The sequence below is a fragment of the Pseudomonas sp. NMI760_13 genome (assembly GCF_021283245.1).
In the GTDB taxonomy this organism is placed as follows: Bacteria; Pseudomonadota; Gammaproteobacteria; order Pseudomonadales; family Pseudomonadaceae; genus Aquipseudomonas; species Aquipseudomonas peradeniyensis.
Genome location: NZ_JAJSRC010000008.1, coordinates 219,350 through 234,981, shown reverse-complemented (window position 1 = coordinate 234,981; position 15,632 = coordinate 219,350). Strand labels below are relative to the sequence as shown.

Below are 15,632 nucleotides of genomic sequence, written 5' to 3'. Positions count from 1 at the left end.
CGCCGATGGTAGTGTGGGGTTTCCCCATGTGAGAGTAGGTCATCGTCAAGATTCATTTCGCAAAACCCCTATCTGCGCGAGCAGGTAGGGGTTTTGTCTTTTCCGCGTTCCCAAATAAACACAGTCTCCCCCTGTAGGAGCGGCCTTGCGCCGCGAAAGGGCCGCAACGCGGCCCCGGCGATATCAGCGTGATGCACAACCCCCGGGGCCGCTACGCGCCCCTTTCGCGGCACAAGGCCGCTCCTACACAGGGATCGCGTCAACCGCCTCCGTGATAAGGTTCCTGTTCTGCACCAACCGCACTTCCGAGACCACCCAATGCCCCAGACCACCTCACTTCACCCAGGCTTCATGATCGTCCAGGGCAACCGCCTGGACGACCTGCGCAATCTGGTGGTGGGCGTGATGCGCCGTTACCCCCTGGCACCGTTGGAAAACGAAATCGCCCTGGTGCAGAGCAACGGCATTGCCCAATGGTTGAAACTGGCCCTGGCCGAGGACCCGCAGGACGACGACCAGGGCGGTTGCGGGATCGCCGCAGCCATCGATGTGCAGCTTCCGGGCAGCTTCATGTGGCAGCTGTACCGCCGTGTGCTGGGGCGCGATGAAATCCCCGAGGTGTCACTGCTGGACAAGGCGCCCCTGACCTGGCGCCTGATGCGCCTGCTCCCGGAAGTGATCGAGCGCCCGCACTTCGAGCCCCTGCGCCGCTTCCTCACCGACGACAGCGACCTGCGCAAGCGCTATCAGTTGGCGGAGCGCCTCGCCGACCTGTTCGACCAGTACCAGGTCTACCGTGCCGACTGGCTGAAGGACTGGGCAAGTGGAGCCCATGTGCTCAACACCGCACGCGGCGAGCGCAAGCCGCTGGCCGCCGGCAATCGTTGGCAGGCCGAGCTGTGGCGGATCCTGCTCGAGGATGTGGGCGAGGCGGGCATGGCCCAGAGCCGTGCCGGCGTGCACCAACGTTTCATCGAGCGGATCAACGCCCTGGAGCAGGCGCCCGCCGGGCTACCGGCACGGCTGATCGTGTTCGGCATCTCGTCGCTGCCCGCCCAGATCCTCGAGGCCCTGGCAGGCCTGGCCCGCTTCAGCCAGGTGCTGCTGTGCGTGCACAACCCCTGCCGCCATCACTGGGGCGATATCGTCGCCGACAAGGACCTGTTGCGACACCAGTACAAGCGTCAGCAACGCAAGCAGAGCATGCCCCTGCAGCTGGACGACGAGCTGCTGCACCAGCATGCGCATCCGCTGTTGGCGGCCTGGGGCAAGCAGGGGCGCGACTATATCAACCTGCTCGACAGCTACGACGATCCCGGCAGTTACCAGGGCGTGTTCAGCGACGGACGCATCGACCTGTTCAGCGAAGGTGAGCCCAAGACCCTGCTCAACCAGCTGCAGGATGACATCCTCGAGCTGCGCCCGCTGGCCGAGACCCGCGAGCAATGGCCGGCGGTTGACCCGGCCAAGGACCGTTCCGTACGTTTCCATCTGGCCCACAGTCCACAACGCGAAGTGGAGATCCTGCACGATCAGTTGCTGGCCCGCTTCAGTGCCGACCCCACGCTGCGGCCCCGCGACGTCATCGTCATGTTGCCGGCCATCGACACCTACGCACCGCATATCCGCGCGGTGTTCGGCCAGCTCGACCGCAACGATCCGCGTTATATCCCGTTCACCCTGACCGACCAGGGCCAGCGTGGTCGCGACCCGCTGCTGATCGCCCTGGAACATCTGCTCAAGCTGCCCGACAGCCGTTTCGCCGTCAGCGAAGTGCTCGACCTGCTGGACGTGCCGGCAGTGCGTGCCCGCTTCGCCATCCAGGAAAGTGACCTGCCAACCCTGCACCGTTGGATCGAAGGCGCTGGTATCCGCTGGGGACTGAGCGCCGAGCAACGTGCCAGCCTTGGCCTGCCCGAGGGGCTTGAGCAGAACAGTTGGCGCTTCGGCCTGCGGCGCATGCTGCTGGGTTACGCCGTCGGCGTGGGCGAAAGCTGTGACGGTATCGAGCCGTACGATGAGATCGGGGGGCTCGACGCCGCGCTGATCGGCCCGTTGGTGGCGTTGCTCGATGCCCTGGACATTGCCTGCCAGGCCCTCTCGCAACCCGCCTCGGCGACGGAGTGGGGGGCACGGCTGCATGCGCTGCTGCAGATCTTCTTCCTGGCCGAGAACGAGCACGACGAGTTGCTCCTGGTCCAGCTGCAAGACCTGCGCGACACCTGGCTGGAAACCTGCGACGCGGTTGGCCTGCACGACTTGCTGCCACTGACCGTGGTGCGCGAAGCCTGGCTGTCCGGGCTGGACCAGGGCAAGTTGTCCCAGCGCTTCCTGGCCGGCTCGGTGAACTTCTGCACCCTGATGCCCATGCGCGCCATCCCGTTCAGGGTGGTCTGCCTGCTGGGCATGAACGATGGCGACTACCCGCGTGCCCAGCCGCCCCTCGACTTCGACCTGATGGCCAGCGACTACCGGCCAGGGGATCGTTCCCGTCGGGAGGATGACCGTTACCTGTTGCTCGAGGCCTTGCTCTCGGCACGCGACCAGCTCTATGTGAGCTGGGTCGGGCGCAGCATCCGCGACAACAGCGAGCGCCCGTCCTCGGTGCTGATCGGGCAGTTGCGCGATCACCTGGCCGCCGGCTGGCAGCTCGCCGGCGCCAGGACCGGCCAACGCGACGACCCTGGGCAGCAGTTGCTGCATGCCCTGACCCAAGAGCATCCATTACAGCCGTTCAGCCAGCGCTACTTCCAGAAGGGCAGCCCGTTGTTCAGCTTCGCCCATGAATGGTTGGCCTTGCACCAGGCCGGGGATGAAGCGCAAGCGCCTACCGCCCTGTCGCCCTACGCCAGCGATGAGCCGCTCAACCTGGTGCAGCTTCAGGACTTCCTGCGCCATCCGGTGCGGCATTTCTTCAGCCAGCGCCTGAAAGTGTTCTTCGAGGCGCTGGAGGCACCGACCCCGGACGAAGAACCCTTCGTGCTGGACGCCCTGCAACGCTATGGCCTGAGCGAAAGCCTGCTCGGCGCCGCGCTGGCCGATCCGGACAACGCCGAGCGGGCGCTGCAGGCCCAGGCCCGACGCCTCCAGGCCTGCGGGATGCTGCCGCTGGCAGGCTTCGGCGAAGCCTTGCAGGCCGAGTTGATCCAGCCGCTGCCGGACCTGCTGCAACGCCATCGGCAACTGCTGCAACGCTGGCCGACCCTGGTCGAGGGGGCCCTGCCGGTCCATTTCGAACACGGGCCGTTGCGCCTGGAGGGCTGGCTCGGCCGGGTGTACCAGGCCGAGGACCAGAGCCTGCTGAGCATCGCCACCGTGCCCAATACCCTCAGTGCCGGGCGCAACAGCCTGAAGTGGCACCGGCTGGTGCCGGCCTGGGTCATGCACCTTGCCGCCTGCGCCTCGGGCTATCCGCTGCACAGCGCGCTGGTGGCCAGCGACCTGACCTTGTTGCTGGCACCGCTACCCCAGGGCGAGGCGGCAGAGCGCCTGGGCGAACTGCTGGTGGCACGCCAGGCGGCAATGAACGCCCCTTTGCCCGTGGCGGCCAAGACGGCCTTCGCCTGGCTGGCCCAGGAGGATCCGGACAAGGCCGTGGCCGCCGCGATCCGCGCCTATGAGGGTGACGGCCAGAACAGCTTCGGCGAGCGCAGCGAAAGCCTGGCGCTGGCCCGCCAGTACCGTGACTTCGCCGCGCTGGCCCTCGACGAGACCTTCGAAGGCTGGTGCGAAGCCCTTTATCGCCCCTTGTTCGCAGCGCCCTGGCAGACCCTGGGTAACCCGGAGAACGCCCAATGACCCAAGCCCGTCCCCTGGCGCTGAGTTTCCCCCTGCACGGCAGCCAGCTGATCGAAGCCAGCGCCGGTACCGGCAAGACGTTCACCATTTCGGCCCTGTACCTGCGGCTGATCCTCGGCCATGGCGGTGAGCAGGGTTTCAGTCGCGAGCTGCTGCCACCGCAGATCCTCGTGGTGACCTTTACCGACGCGGCCACCAAGGAGCTGCGCGAGCGTATTCGCACGCGCCTGGCCGAGGCGGCGCGCTTCTTCCGTGGCGAGCTGGACGATGCCGACCCGCTGCTGCACCTGCTGCGCGACGATTATCCACAGGAGCAATGGCCGCGCTGCGCCAGCCGCCTGGAGATCGCCGTGCAGTGGATGGACGAGGCTGCCGTTTCGACCATCCACGGCTGGTGCCAGCGCATGTTGCGCGAGCACGCCTTCGACAGCGGCAGCCTGTTCACCCAGAGCCTGGAGACCGATCACAGCGAACTGCTGGGCCAGGTCATGCGCGACTACTGGCGGCGCTTCTGCTACGGCATGCGCGGCGAGTCGCTGGCCTGGGTGCGCGGCAACTGGGGCAGCCCCGATGCCTTGTTGCCGAGGATCAGGCCGCTGTTTGGCCGTGTCCGTGGCCAGGAGGACGAGCAAGACCCGCAGTCGTTGATCGAGGCGACCCTGCGCCAGCGCACCGAGCAATTGGCGCAACTCAAGGCGCCCTGGGGCGCCTGGGCCGACGAGCTGCAGCAGATCTGCCGCGATGCCGTGGCCGCCAAGCAGGCCGACGGGCGCAAGCTGCAGGCACGCTATTTCGAGCCCTGGTTTGACAAGCTGCGGGCCTGGGCCGGTGATGAGCAGGCCATGGAACTGGACCTGGGCACGGGCTTCACCCGCCTGACGCCCGCCGGCCTGGCCGAGGCCTGGAAGTCCGGGGAGCCGCCGCAGCACCCGGCGCTGCGGGCCATGGAATCCTTGCGCGAGCAGTTGCAGGGGCTGGCCAGTCCCGATGCGCGGTTGCTGGAGCATGCCGCTGCCTGGGTTTCGGCACGCTTCGAGGTGGAGAAGCGTCGCCGTGCCGAGATGGGCTTCGACGACATGCTGCTGCGCCTGGAGCATGCCCTGGGCAGCGACTCCGGCGAGCGCCTGGCCGCGTTGATCCGCGAACAGTTCCCGGTCGCGCTGATCGATGAGTTCCAGGACACCGACCCCGTCCAGTACGGCATCTTCGAGCGCATCTACCGCATTACCGAGAACAACCCCGACACCGGCCTGTTCATGATCGGCGACCCCAAACAGGCGATCTACGCCTTCCGTGGCGCCGACATCTTCACCTACCTGGCCGCGCGCCGCGCCACCGCCGGGCGCCTGCACAGCCTGGACACCAACTACCGCTCCAGCCAGGCCATGGTCGCGGCAGTGAACCGCGTGTTCCTGCAAGCCGAGGAACGTATCGAGGGCCGTGGCGCCTTCCTGTTCCGGAGCCAGGGCGACAATCCATTGCCATTCGTCGAAGTGCGCGCCAAGGGTCGTGGCGAGCAACTGTTGATCGCCGGACAGCCCAGTGCGGCCCTGCATTGCTGGCAGCTGGAGAGCGACGAGCCGGTATCCAGCACAGCGTATCGCCAGCAGCTGGCCGCCAGTTGCGCCAGCCATATCGTCGAGCTGCTCGAGGGTGGGCAGCAGGGCGTCAGCGGTTTCGCCGATGCCGCCGGCAAGCTGCGGGCCTGCCTGCCTTCCGATATCGCCATCCTGGTGCGCGACGGTCGCGAGGCCCAGCTGGTCCGCGCCGAACTGGCCGCCCGCGATGTGCGCAGCGTGTACCTGTCGGACAAGGACTCGGTATTCGCCGCCCAGGAGGCCCATGATCTGCTGGCCTGGCTCAAGGCCTGCGCCGAGCCGGACTCGGAGCGTATGCTCAAGGCCGCCCTGGCCAGCCTGACCCTCGACTTGCCGCTTATCGAACTGGAGCGTCTGAACCAGGACGAGCGGGTCTGGGAAAGCTGGGTGATGCGCTTCCGCCGTTACCGCGACACCTGGCAGCGCCAGGGCGTGCTGCCGATGCTGCGCCGCCTGCTGCACGACTTCCAGCTGCCGCGGGCGCTGATGGGCCGCAGCGACGGCGAACGGGTGCTGACCAACCTGCTGCACCTGGCTGAACTGCTGCAGCAGGCCGCCGGCGAGCTGGATGGCGAGCAGGCGCTGATCCGTCACCTCACCGAGCACCTGGCCAACGCCGGGCAGGCCGGAGAAGAGCAGATCCTGCGCCTGGAAAGCGACGAGCAATTGGTCAAGGTGGTGACCATCCACAAGTCCAAGGGCCTGGAATACCCCTTGGTGTACCTGCCGTTCATCTGTACCAGTAAGCCGGTGGATGGCCAGCGCCTGCCCCTGGGCTGGCACGACGACCAGGGGCAGGCACACCTGACCCTGACCCCGAATGCCGAGCAGATCGAGCGCGCCGACGACGAACGCCTGGCCGAGGACCTGCGCCTGCTCTACGTCGCCTTGACCCGTGCCCAGCATGCCTGCTGGCTGGGTGTTGCCGACCTCAAGCGCGGCACCCAGCGCAGTTCGCAGCTGCACCGTTCGGCCTTGGGCTACCTGCTGGGCGGCGGCTTGCCGTTGGCGGCTTCCAGCCAATTGGGCGAATGGCTCAGTACCCTGGCGGCCGGCAATCCGGCCATCACCCATGGTCCGCTGCCCGAGGTCCAGGCCCTGTGCTACCGCATGCCGGACAGCCAGCGCGAACTGCTGCCGCCGCGTAAGCCACGGCGGGCCGCTGCGGAGCATTGGTGGATCGCCTCGTACAGCGCCTTGCGGGTGGGTGACCAGACCCTGGTCGCCGACAGCTCCCAGGCCCAGCAACTGCTGGACGACGAGGTGCTGGACAGCCAGGCGCTGCGCGAGGTGCCGGCCGAGGCGGGCGATATCCACCGCTTCCCCCGTGGGCCGAATCCGGGCACCTTCCTCCACGGCCTGCTCGAATGGGCGGGGCGCGAAGGGTTCGCCGAGGTCGCCGCCCAAGGGCCGGTGATCGAACGCACCGTGGGCCAGCGCTGCAACCGACGCGACTGGACCGGCTGGATTCCCACGCTGACCCAGTGGCTGCAGCAACTGCTGGTCCAGCCCATGCCGTTGCAAGGGGCCACCTTGACCCTCGCAGGCCTTGAGCGCTACCAGGTCGAAATGGAGTTCTGGTTCGCCAGCCATCAGGTCGATGCGGTGCGCCTCGACCACCTGGTGGCGCGCCACACGCACGTTGGCATGACGCGGGCGGCCGCCCAGCCGACCGTGCTTAACGGCATGTTCAAGGGCTTCATCGACCTGGCCTTCGAGCTCGACGGGCGCTACTACGTGGCCGACTACAAGTCCAACTGGCTCGGCCCCGACGCCGAGGCCTACGGCGCCCTGGCCATGGAGCAGGCAATTCTCGAGCACCGCTACGACCTGCAGTACGTGCTCTACCTGCTGGCCCTGCATCGCCAGCTGCGCGCGCGCCTGCCCGACTACGACTACGACCGGCATGTCGGCGGTGCCGTGTTCATCTTCCTGCGTGGCGTCACCTCGGCCGGTCACGGGCTGTATCATGCGCGGCCTCCCCGGGCGCTGATCGAACAGCTCGACGCGATGTTCCGGGGTGAGCAAGAACCTGCCCAACAGGACCTGTTTGCCGGAGCCACGCCATGAGCCGCAACCTCGACGACCTGCTGCCCACGCCCTTGCAGGCCGAGCACCTGAGCGCCCTGGCGCCGCTGCGCCATAGCCAGGACTTGCTGGCGCTGCTCGATCGCTGGGTCGAGCGTGGCTGGCTGCGCGCACTGGACCGGGCCTTCGTGAGTTTCCTCGAGGAGCGGGCGCCGGGCAGCGATCCGCTGGTGCTGCTGGCCGCCGCCCTGGCCAGCCACCAGCTGGGTCATGGCCATGTCTGCCTCGACCTGCAACAGACCCTTGCCGAGCCGGACTTCGCCCTGTCGCTGCCGCCGGAAGGCGATGCCCTGGCCGGGCCGTTGCTGCTGCCTTCGCAGCTGCTGGCCAGCCTCGAACTGGGCACCTGGTTGCAGCGGATCGCCGAGAGCCCCCTGGTTGCCACTGGCGATACCGTCGAGCAGCGTGCCCGACCACTGGTGGTCAGCGGTGAGCGCCTGTACCTGCGCCGCTATTGGACCTACGAGCGACGCATCGACAACGCCCTGCATGAGCGCCTGGCGCGCCTTCAGCCGCAGCCGGCCGACCTGGCACTACGCCTGGCGCAACTGTTCGAAGGTGGCTCGGTTGCAGGCGAAGTGGACTGGCAGAAGCTGGCCTGCGCCCTGGCCACCCGTGCCGGCTTCAGTGTCATCACCGGCGGCCCCGGAACCGGCAAGACCACCACTGTGGTACGTCTGCTGGCGTTATTGCAGGGGCCTGCTGTCGAGCAAGGCCGGCCGCTGCGCATCCGCCTGGCGGCGCCGACCGGCAAGGCCGCGGCGCGCCTCACCGAGTCCATCGGTCAGCAGGTGGAACGCTTGCAGGTGGATGGCGCGGTGCGGGCGCAGATCCCCACCGAGGTCAGCACCGTGCACCGCCTGCTGGGCAGCCGCCCGGGGTCGCGGCACTTCCGCCATCATGCCGGCAACCCGTTGCCCCTGGATGTGCTGGTGGTCGACGAAGCCTCGATGATCGACCTGGAGATGATGGCCAACCTGCTCGATGCCCTGCCGGCCAATGCGCGTCTGGTGTTGCTGGGCGACAAGGACCAGCTCGCCTCGGTGGAGGCCGGGGCGGTGCTGGGCGACCTGTGCCGTGACGCCGAGGACGGCTGCTACTGGCCGCAGACCCTGGCCTGGCTGGAGCAGGTGGGCGGGCAATCGCTGGCCGACATCGGCCTGAAGACGGGCGACGGTCAGCGCAACCCGCTGGCCCAGCAGATCGTGATGCTGCGCCACTCACGGCGTTTCGGCGAAGGCAGCGGCATCGGCCAGTTGGCGCGCCTGGTCAATCGCCAGCAAGCCCTGGAGGCGCGTGCGCTGCTGGCGACCCGACCGGCGGATGTCCATTGCCTGACCCTGGGCGGCGAGCATGACAAACGCTTCGACCGCCTGCTGCTCGATGGCCTCAACCAGGGTGCCGAAGGACCACAGGGCTATCGCGGTTACCTGCGTACCATCGGTCGCCTGCGCCCGCCGCCAGGCACGCCAGGCGACGATCCGCGCTGGGAGCGCTGGGCGGCCGAGGTGCTGCAGAGCTTCGAGGCGTTCCAGTTGCTCTGCGCCGTGCGCAAGGGCGCCTGGGGTGTCGAAGGCCTCAACGAGCGGGTCGCCCGGGTGCTGCACAACGCTGGGCTGATCGACAGCCAGCAACCCTGGTACGAGGGCCGTCCGGTACTGGTGACCCGCAACGACTATGGCCTCGGCCTGATGAACGGCGATATCGGCATTGCCCTGCGCCTGCCGGACGATCAGGGCGAGGCGCTGTTGCGCGTGGCTTTCCCGCGCAACGATGGCAGCGGTGGGGTTCGCTTCGTCCTGCCCAGCCGCCTCAGCGAGGTGGAAACGGTATTCGCCATGACCGTGCACAAGTCCCAGGGCTCGGAATTCAGCCATACCACGCTGGTGCTGCCCGACGCGCTGAACCCGGTGCTGACCAAGGAGCTGGTGTACACCGGCATCACCCGCGCCAAGCATTGTTTCAGCCTGATCGAGCCGCGCGCCGGGGTGTTCGAGGAGGCCGTGGGGCGCAAGGTCCGGCGGGTCTCGGGGTTGATGCTGGAGCAAGTCTGACTCTGGAGTTTGCCGCCGATATGCTATCGTTGCGGCATTATCCGCAAACATTTTGTGAGATTTCCCCCCATGACAGTGGCTGTCTCGGCCCTGGGACGCGTGAAGGGCTGTGCGCTCTCGTTGCTGATGGCCACGCTGTTGTCGAACGGCGCGCCCGCCTGGGCGGGCAATGCCGTGTCGGATGCGCAGGTGCAGCAACGGGCCAGGGCCGTGACCCAGGTAGTGCTGGGCATCCTCAGCTACGCCCGCTGGCCCGCCGACCCCAATCCCCTGCGCCTGTGCCTGGTCGGCCCGACCGAATATGCCGACGACCTGATCAAGGGCAATCTGCAGCAGTCCGGGCAACCCCTGCAGGTGCGCCGCCTGCTCGCCGACGACCCCAGCGTGGCCAGTGCCTGCGATGCCATCTACCTCGGCAAGCTCGACAAGCTGCAACGTGAACGGCTGTTCCAGCGGGTCAACGGCCACCCGGTGCTGAGCATCAGCGAGGCCGACGATCCGTGCACGGTGGGGAGCCTGTTCTGCCTGCGGGTCGGCGACCAGCAGGTGGCGTTCGACGTCAACCTCGACTCGGTGGCGCGCAGCGGCGTGCGCATCCATCCCAGCGTGCTGCAGTTGTCGCGACGGCGGGCGGGGCAGCCATGAAACGTTCAGCCAGGCGCTTCAGCCGGCCGACCCTGCGCGCCGTGCTCGGGCGGGGTCACCTGGGCGTGGCCTTGCTCGCCGCGGGTCTGGCCGGTGTGCTGGTGACCCTGCTCGGGGTGGCGGCGTTGCGCGTGTATGCCAACCACAACCTGCACCTGATCGCCCGCTCCATCAACTACACCGTCGAAGCCGCCGTGGTCTTCGACGACAGTGCCGCGGCCAACGAGGCCCTGGCGCTGATCGCCTCCACCGAGGAGGTGGCCGACGCCAAGGTCTACGACAACGATGGTGACCTGCTTGCCCATTGGCAGCGTGACGAGCAGGGCGTAATGGCGCAGTTGCAGTCCCACGTGGCGCGCAGCCTGCTGGAAGAGCCGATCAACATGCCGGTGCAGCACATGGGTCAGCGGGTCGGCCATATAGAGCTGACCGGACAGGGCGGCAGCCTGGTGCGCTTCCTGTTCAGCGGCCTGGTGGGCATCCTGGTGTGCACGGTGCTCAGCGCGGTGCTGGCGCTGTACCTGTCGCGACGCCTGTTCGGCGACATCATCCGTCCCTTGCGCAACCTGGCCAGCGTCGCCCATGCCGCGCGACGCGAGCGCAGCTTCGACCGGCGGGTGCCGCAGACCCAGATCGCCGAACTCAACGAGCTGGGCAACGACTTCAATGCCCTGCTCGACGAGCTGGAGGTCTGGCAGAGCCACCTGCAGAGCGAGAACGAAAGCCTTGCCCACCAGGCCAGCCATGACAGCCTCACCGGCCTGCCCAACCGTGCCTTCTTCGAAGGGCGGTTAAGCCGCAGCCTGCGCAATGCCGCCCGTAGCGAAGACCACCTGGCGCTGTTGTTCCTCGACAGCGACCACTTCAAGCAGATCAACGACAGCCTCGGCCATGCGGTGGGGGACGAAGTGCTGATCAGCGTGGCCAACCGCGTGCGTGCGCAACTGCGCGAGCACGACCTGGTGGCGCGCCTGGGGGGTGACGAGTTCGCCGTGTTGCTGACCCCACTGCACTCGCGCGAGGATGCCCAGCGCATCGCCGAGAAGATCGTCGCCAGCATGAAGCTGCCGGTGCAGCTGGAGGATGGCAACAGCCTCGTCACCTCGCTGAGCGTCGGTATCGCCTATTACCCGGACGACGGCCGCGACCCGGCCAGTCTGCTCAATGCCGCCGATGCGGCGATGTACCAGGCCAAGCGCAATCGCCGTGGCCATTGGCAAGTGGCGCAGACGGAACGCTGCGCCCCTGATGCAAAGAACAGGAGCTGAACCGTGATAAAGCGTTTTTCCATGCTGCGTTTCCCGTTATTCACCCTGCTGCTGGCGCTGTTCGCCCTGGCCGGCTGCCAGAGCGTGCCGCCCAAGGGACTGACCCCCGAGCAGGTTGCTGTGCTCAAGCGCGAGGGTTTTGCCCCGACCGACGAGGGCTGGGCGTTCGACCTGTCCGGCAAGGTGCTGTTCGGCAGTGACCTGGACAGCCTCAACAGCGCCAGCGAGTCGATTGTCGAGCGCATCGGCAAAGCGCTGCTGTCGGTGGATATCCAGCGGGTGCGCATCGACGGCCACACCGATGCCTCGGGCAAGACCGCCTACAACCAGCAGCTCTCTGAGCGCCGTGCCCAGAGTGTGGCCAAGGCCTTGATCGGCATCGGCATGCAGCCGCAGAACATCCAGACCCGCGGCATGGGCAGCAGCCAGCCGGTGGCGGATAACCGCACCGCGACAGGACGCATGGAGAATCGGCGGGTGTCGATCGTGGTGGCGTCGGACTGAGTGCTGCATGCCATCCATCGCGGGGCAAGTCGCATCGGCGCACCGCCGCTCCCACGTTGAATTGCCAATACCTGCGTGGGAGCGGGCTTGCCCCGCGATGGCCCTCAAGTTCAACCTTGAGAGAACTTCATCTCCCGCGTTTCCCCCATCAACAACGGCGCATTGGCCTCGGTCACCTCGCGGATGTAATCCCACAGCAGGGTGATCCGCTTGAGCTTGCGCAGATCCTCCCGACAGTACATCCAGAACTGCCGCGTCACCTCGATCTGCTCCGGCAGCACCGTCACCAGCCGCGGGTCCTGCGCCGCCAGGAAGCACGGCAGGATCGCCAGCCCGCGCCCCTGCAAGGCCGCCGTGTACTGGGCGATCACGCTGGTGCTGCGCAGGTGCGCGTTGGCGCTGGGGATCAGGTTGGCCAGGTACAGCAGCTCCGAGCTAAACGCCAGGTCGTCCACGTAGCTGATGAACGGATGGCGCCCCAGGTCGGCGATCTCGCGGATCGGCTCGTGGCTGTCCAGGTAGTCCTGGGTGGCATACAGGCGCAGGCGGTAGTCGCACAGCTTGCAGCACACGTAAGGGCCATGTTCCGGGCGCTCCAGGGCGATGACGATATCGGCCTCGCGCTTGGACAGGCTGATGAAGTGCGGCAGCGGCAGGATATCCACCGAGATCGCCGGCCAGGCATCGACGAAATGGCTCAGCTGCGGGGTGACGAAGAAGCTGCCGAAGCCTTCGGTGCAGCCCATGCGCACATGCCCCGACAACGCGACGCCCGACCCCGAGACCTGCTCGCAGGCCATGTGCAGGGTGCTCTCGATCGATTCGGCATAGCCCAGCAGGCGCTGGCCTTCGGCGGTGAGAACAAAGCCGTTGGTTCGCGACTTCTCGAACAGCAAAGTGCCCAGCGCCCCTTCCAGTGAACCGATGCGCCGCGACACCGTGGTGTAGTCCACGGCCAGGCGCTTGGCCGCACTGCTGGCCTTGCGGGTGCGCGCCACCTCAAGAAAGAACTTGAGGTCGTCCCAGTTCAGCGCGCTCAGGGAGGTGAGGTCTTTTTGCATGATGATCCGGTTTTTTTGTGCATTCTTGTTGGATGTTTGCACATCTATACTCGAACTCAGCCCCTGAGCGCCACCCCGTTCGCTGCGGCGTAGGCGTCCTCGTTCCGACAATAATTCCAAGGAGAGCGCAGATGAACGCACCCCAGACGCCCGACCAGACCAAGGTCGAGCAGGTCAAGCTGCTGATCGACGGCCAATGGGTCGAGTCCAAGACCACCGAATGGCGTGACATCGTCAATCCAGCGACCCAGCAAGTGCTGGCGCGGGTGCCGTTCGCCACCGTCGAGGAAGTCAACGCCGCCGTGGCTGCGGCCGAGCGCGCCTTCAAGACCTGGCGCGACACCCCGATCGGCGCGCGCATGCGCATCATGCTCAAGCTGCAGGCGCTGATCCGTGAACACAGCAAGCGCATCGCCGTGACCCTCAGCGCCGAACAGGGCAAGACTATCGCCGACGCCGAGGGCGATATCTTCCGTGGCCTGGAAGTGGTCGAGCACGCCGCTTCCATCGGCACCCTGCAGATGGGCGAGTTCGCCGAGAACGTCGCCGGCGGTGTCGACACCTACACCCTGCGCCAGCCGATCGGCGTGTGCGCCGGCATCACCCCGTTCAACTTCCCGGCGATGATCCCGCTGTGGATGTTCCCGATGGCCATCGTCTGCGGCAACACCTTCGTGCTCAAACCGTCCGAGCAGGACCCGCTGTCGACCATGATGCTGGTCGAGCTGGCGCTGCAAGCCGGCATCCCGGCCGGCGTGCTCAACGTGGTGCACGGTGGCAAGCAGGTGGTCGACACGATCTGCACCCACCAGGACATCAAGGCGATCTCGTTCGTCGGCTCGACCGAGGTCGGCACCCACGTTTACAACCTGGGCAGCCAGCATGGCAAGCGCGTGCAATCGATGATGGGCGCCAAGAACCACGCCGTGGTGCTGCCCGACGCCAACCGCACCCAGACCATCAATGCCCTGGTCGGCGCCGCTTTCGGCGCGGCCGGCCAGCGCTGCATGGCCACCTCGGTGGCGGTGCTGGTGGGCAAGGCCCGCGAATGGCTGCCGGATATCAAGGACGCGGCGAGCAAGCTCAAGGTCAACGCCGGCAACGAGCCGGGCACCGATGTCGGCCCGGTGGTCTCCAAACGCGCCAAGGAGCGTGTGCTGGGCCTGATCGAAAGCGGTATCAAGGAAGGCGCCAAGCTCGAACTGGACGGCCGCGATGTGAAGGTGCCGGGCTACGAGCAGGGCAACTTCATCGGCCCGACCCTGTTCTCCGGGGTGAAGACCGACATGCAGGTCTACACCCAGGAAATCTTCGGCCCGGTACTGGTGACCCTGGAGGTCGATACCCTCGACGAGGCCATCGCCCTGGTCAACGCCAACCCGTTCGGCAACGGCACCGGCCTGTTCACCCAGAGCGGCGCGGCGGCGCGCAAGTTCCAGAGCGAGATCGATATCGGCCAGGTCGGCATCAACATCCCGATCCCGGTGCCGGTGCCGTTCTTCAGCTTCACCGGTTCCCGTGGCTCCAAGCTCGGCGACCTCGGCCCGTACGGCAAGCAGGTGGTGCAGTTCTACACTCAGACCAAGACCGTCACCGCTCGCTGGTTCGACGATGACAGCGTCAATGACGGTGTGAACACCACCATCAGCCTGCGCTAAGGAGAACGCCATGCGTATCGCTTTCATCGGCCTGGGCAACATGGGCGCGCCCATGGCCCGCAACCTGATCAAGGCCGGGCACCAGCTCAACCTGTTCGACCTGAACAAGGCCGTGCTGGCAGAACTTGCCGAGCTGGGCGGCCAGGTCAGCACCTCGCCCAAGGACGCTGCCGCCAACAGCGAGCTGGTGATCACCATGCTGCCGGCCGCCGCCCATGTGCGCGGCGTGTACCTGGATGAAGAAACCGGCGTGCTGGCCGGCATCCGCCCCGGCACCCCGACCGTGGACTGCAGCACCATCGACCCGCAGACCGCCCGTGAGGTCTCCAAGGCCGCGGCGGCCAAGGGCATCGACATGGGCGATGCGCCGGTTTCCGGCGGGACCGGCGGCGCGGCAGCCGGCACCCTGACCTTCATGGTCGGCGCCAGCGCCGGGCTGTTCGCCACGCTCAAGCCGGTGCTGGAGCAGATGGGCCGCAATATCGTGCACTGTGGCGAGGTCGGCACCGGGCAGATCGCCAAGATCTGCAACAACCTGCTGCTGGGCATCTCGATGATCGGCGTGTCCGAGGCCATGGCCCTGGGCAATGCGCTGGGCATCGACACCAAGGTGCTGGCCGGGATCATCAACAGCTCCACCGGGCGTTGCTGGAGTTCGGACACCTACAACCCGTGGCCGGGCATCATCGAGACCGCCCCGGCTTCGCGCGGCTACACCGGCGGCTTCGGTGCCGAGCTGATGCTCAAGGACCTGGGGCTGGCCACCGAGGCCGCGCGCCAGGCGCACCAGCCGGTGATCCTGGGGGCCGTGGCCCAGCAGCTGTACCAGGCCATGAGCCTGCGCGGCGAGGGTGGCAAGGATTTCTCGGCGATCGTCGAGGGGTACCGCAAGAAGGATTGACGAGCGAGTGGACTTGATCGCGGGCCGGGTGGCCCTTCCCCTTGTAACTGCGCACCT

At 67.0% G+C, this 15,632-nt stretch carries 9 protein-coding genes; 8 read left to right on the top strand and 1 reads right to left on the bottom strand.

The genetic code is table 11. The features are described 5' to 3' along the window. Positions 1-318: 318 nt before the first annotated feature. The 6 genes from recC to LU671_RS11695 all read left to right on the top strand — a co-directional run bounded on the left by recC (position 319) and on the right by LU671_RS11695 (position 11,955). Entirely contained in the window at positions 319-3,798 is a 3,480-nt protein-coding gene (gene recC, locus LU671_RS11720) for an exodeoxyribonuclease V subunit gamma (protein ID WP_232855757.1), read from the top strand. Then, the gene (recB, locus tag LU671_RS11715) at positions 3,795-7,466 is read left to right on the top strand and encodes an exodeoxyribonuclease V subunit beta (RefSeq protein WP_232855756.1); all 3,672 of its coding nucleotides are present in this window, start codon (positions 3,795-3,797) and stop codon (positions 7,464-7,466) included. Before recC ends, recB begins: the two co-directional genes overlap by 4 nt. After that, entirely contained in the window at positions 7,463-9,538 is a 2,076-nt protein-coding gene (recD, locus tag LU671_RS11710) for an exodeoxyribonuclease V subunit alpha (RefSeq protein ID WP_232855755.1), read from the top strand. The genes recB and recD overlap by 4 nt, the downstream gene beginning before the upstream one ends. Positions 9,539-9,607: 69 nt before the next feature. Further along, positions 9,608-10,183 (top strand): YfiR family protein, encoded by a 576-nt coding sequence (locus LU671_RS11705; protein ID WP_203650418.1) that lies wholly within the window; start codon positions 9,608-9,610, stop codon positions 10,181-10,183. Beyond that, positions 10,180-11,451, top strand: a complete 1,272-nt coding sequence (locus LU671_RS11700; RefSeq protein ID WP_203650428.1) for a diguanylate cyclase domain-containing protein — start codon at positions 10,180-10,182, stop codon at positions 11,449-11,451. Before LU671_RS11705 ends, LU671_RS11700 begins: the two co-directional genes overlap by 4 nt. A gap of 21 nt (positions 11,452-11,472) precedes the next feature. Continuing rightward, entirely contained in the window at positions 11,473-11,955 is a 483-nt protein-coding gene (locus LU671_RS11695; protein ID WP_232855762.1) for an OmpA family protein, read from the top strand. 110 nt (positions 11,956-12,065) lie between these two features. On the opposite strand, the gene LU671_RS11690 is transcribed toward LU671_RS11695, so the two are convergent. Next, positions 12,066-13,016: a LysR family transcriptional regulator gene (locus LU671_RS11690; protein WP_232855754.1), complete on the bottom strand. Its 951-nt coding sequence runs from the start codon at positions 13,014-13,016 to the stop codon at positions 12,066-12,068. Positions 13,017-13,147: 131 nt separating this feature from the next. On the opposite strand from LU671_RS11690, the gene LU671_RS11685 reads away from it, so the two are divergent. Together LU671_RS11685 and mmsB are read left to right on the top strand one after the other, a co-directional pair. Next, positions 13,148-14,674, top strand: coding sequence for a CoA-acylating methylmalonate-semialdehyde dehydrogenase (locus LU671_RS11685; protein WP_232855753.1), 1,527 nt, complete (start codon positions 13,148-13,150; stop codon positions 14,672-14,674). 10 nt (positions 14,675-14,684) lie between these two features. After that, positions 14,685-15,575, top strand: a complete 891-nt coding sequence (gene mmsB, locus LU671_RS11680; RefSeq protein ID WP_232855752.1) for a 3-hydroxyisobutyrate dehydrogenase — start codon at positions 14,685-14,687, stop codon at positions 15,573-15,575. Positions 15,576-15,632 lie beyond the last annotated feature (57 nt).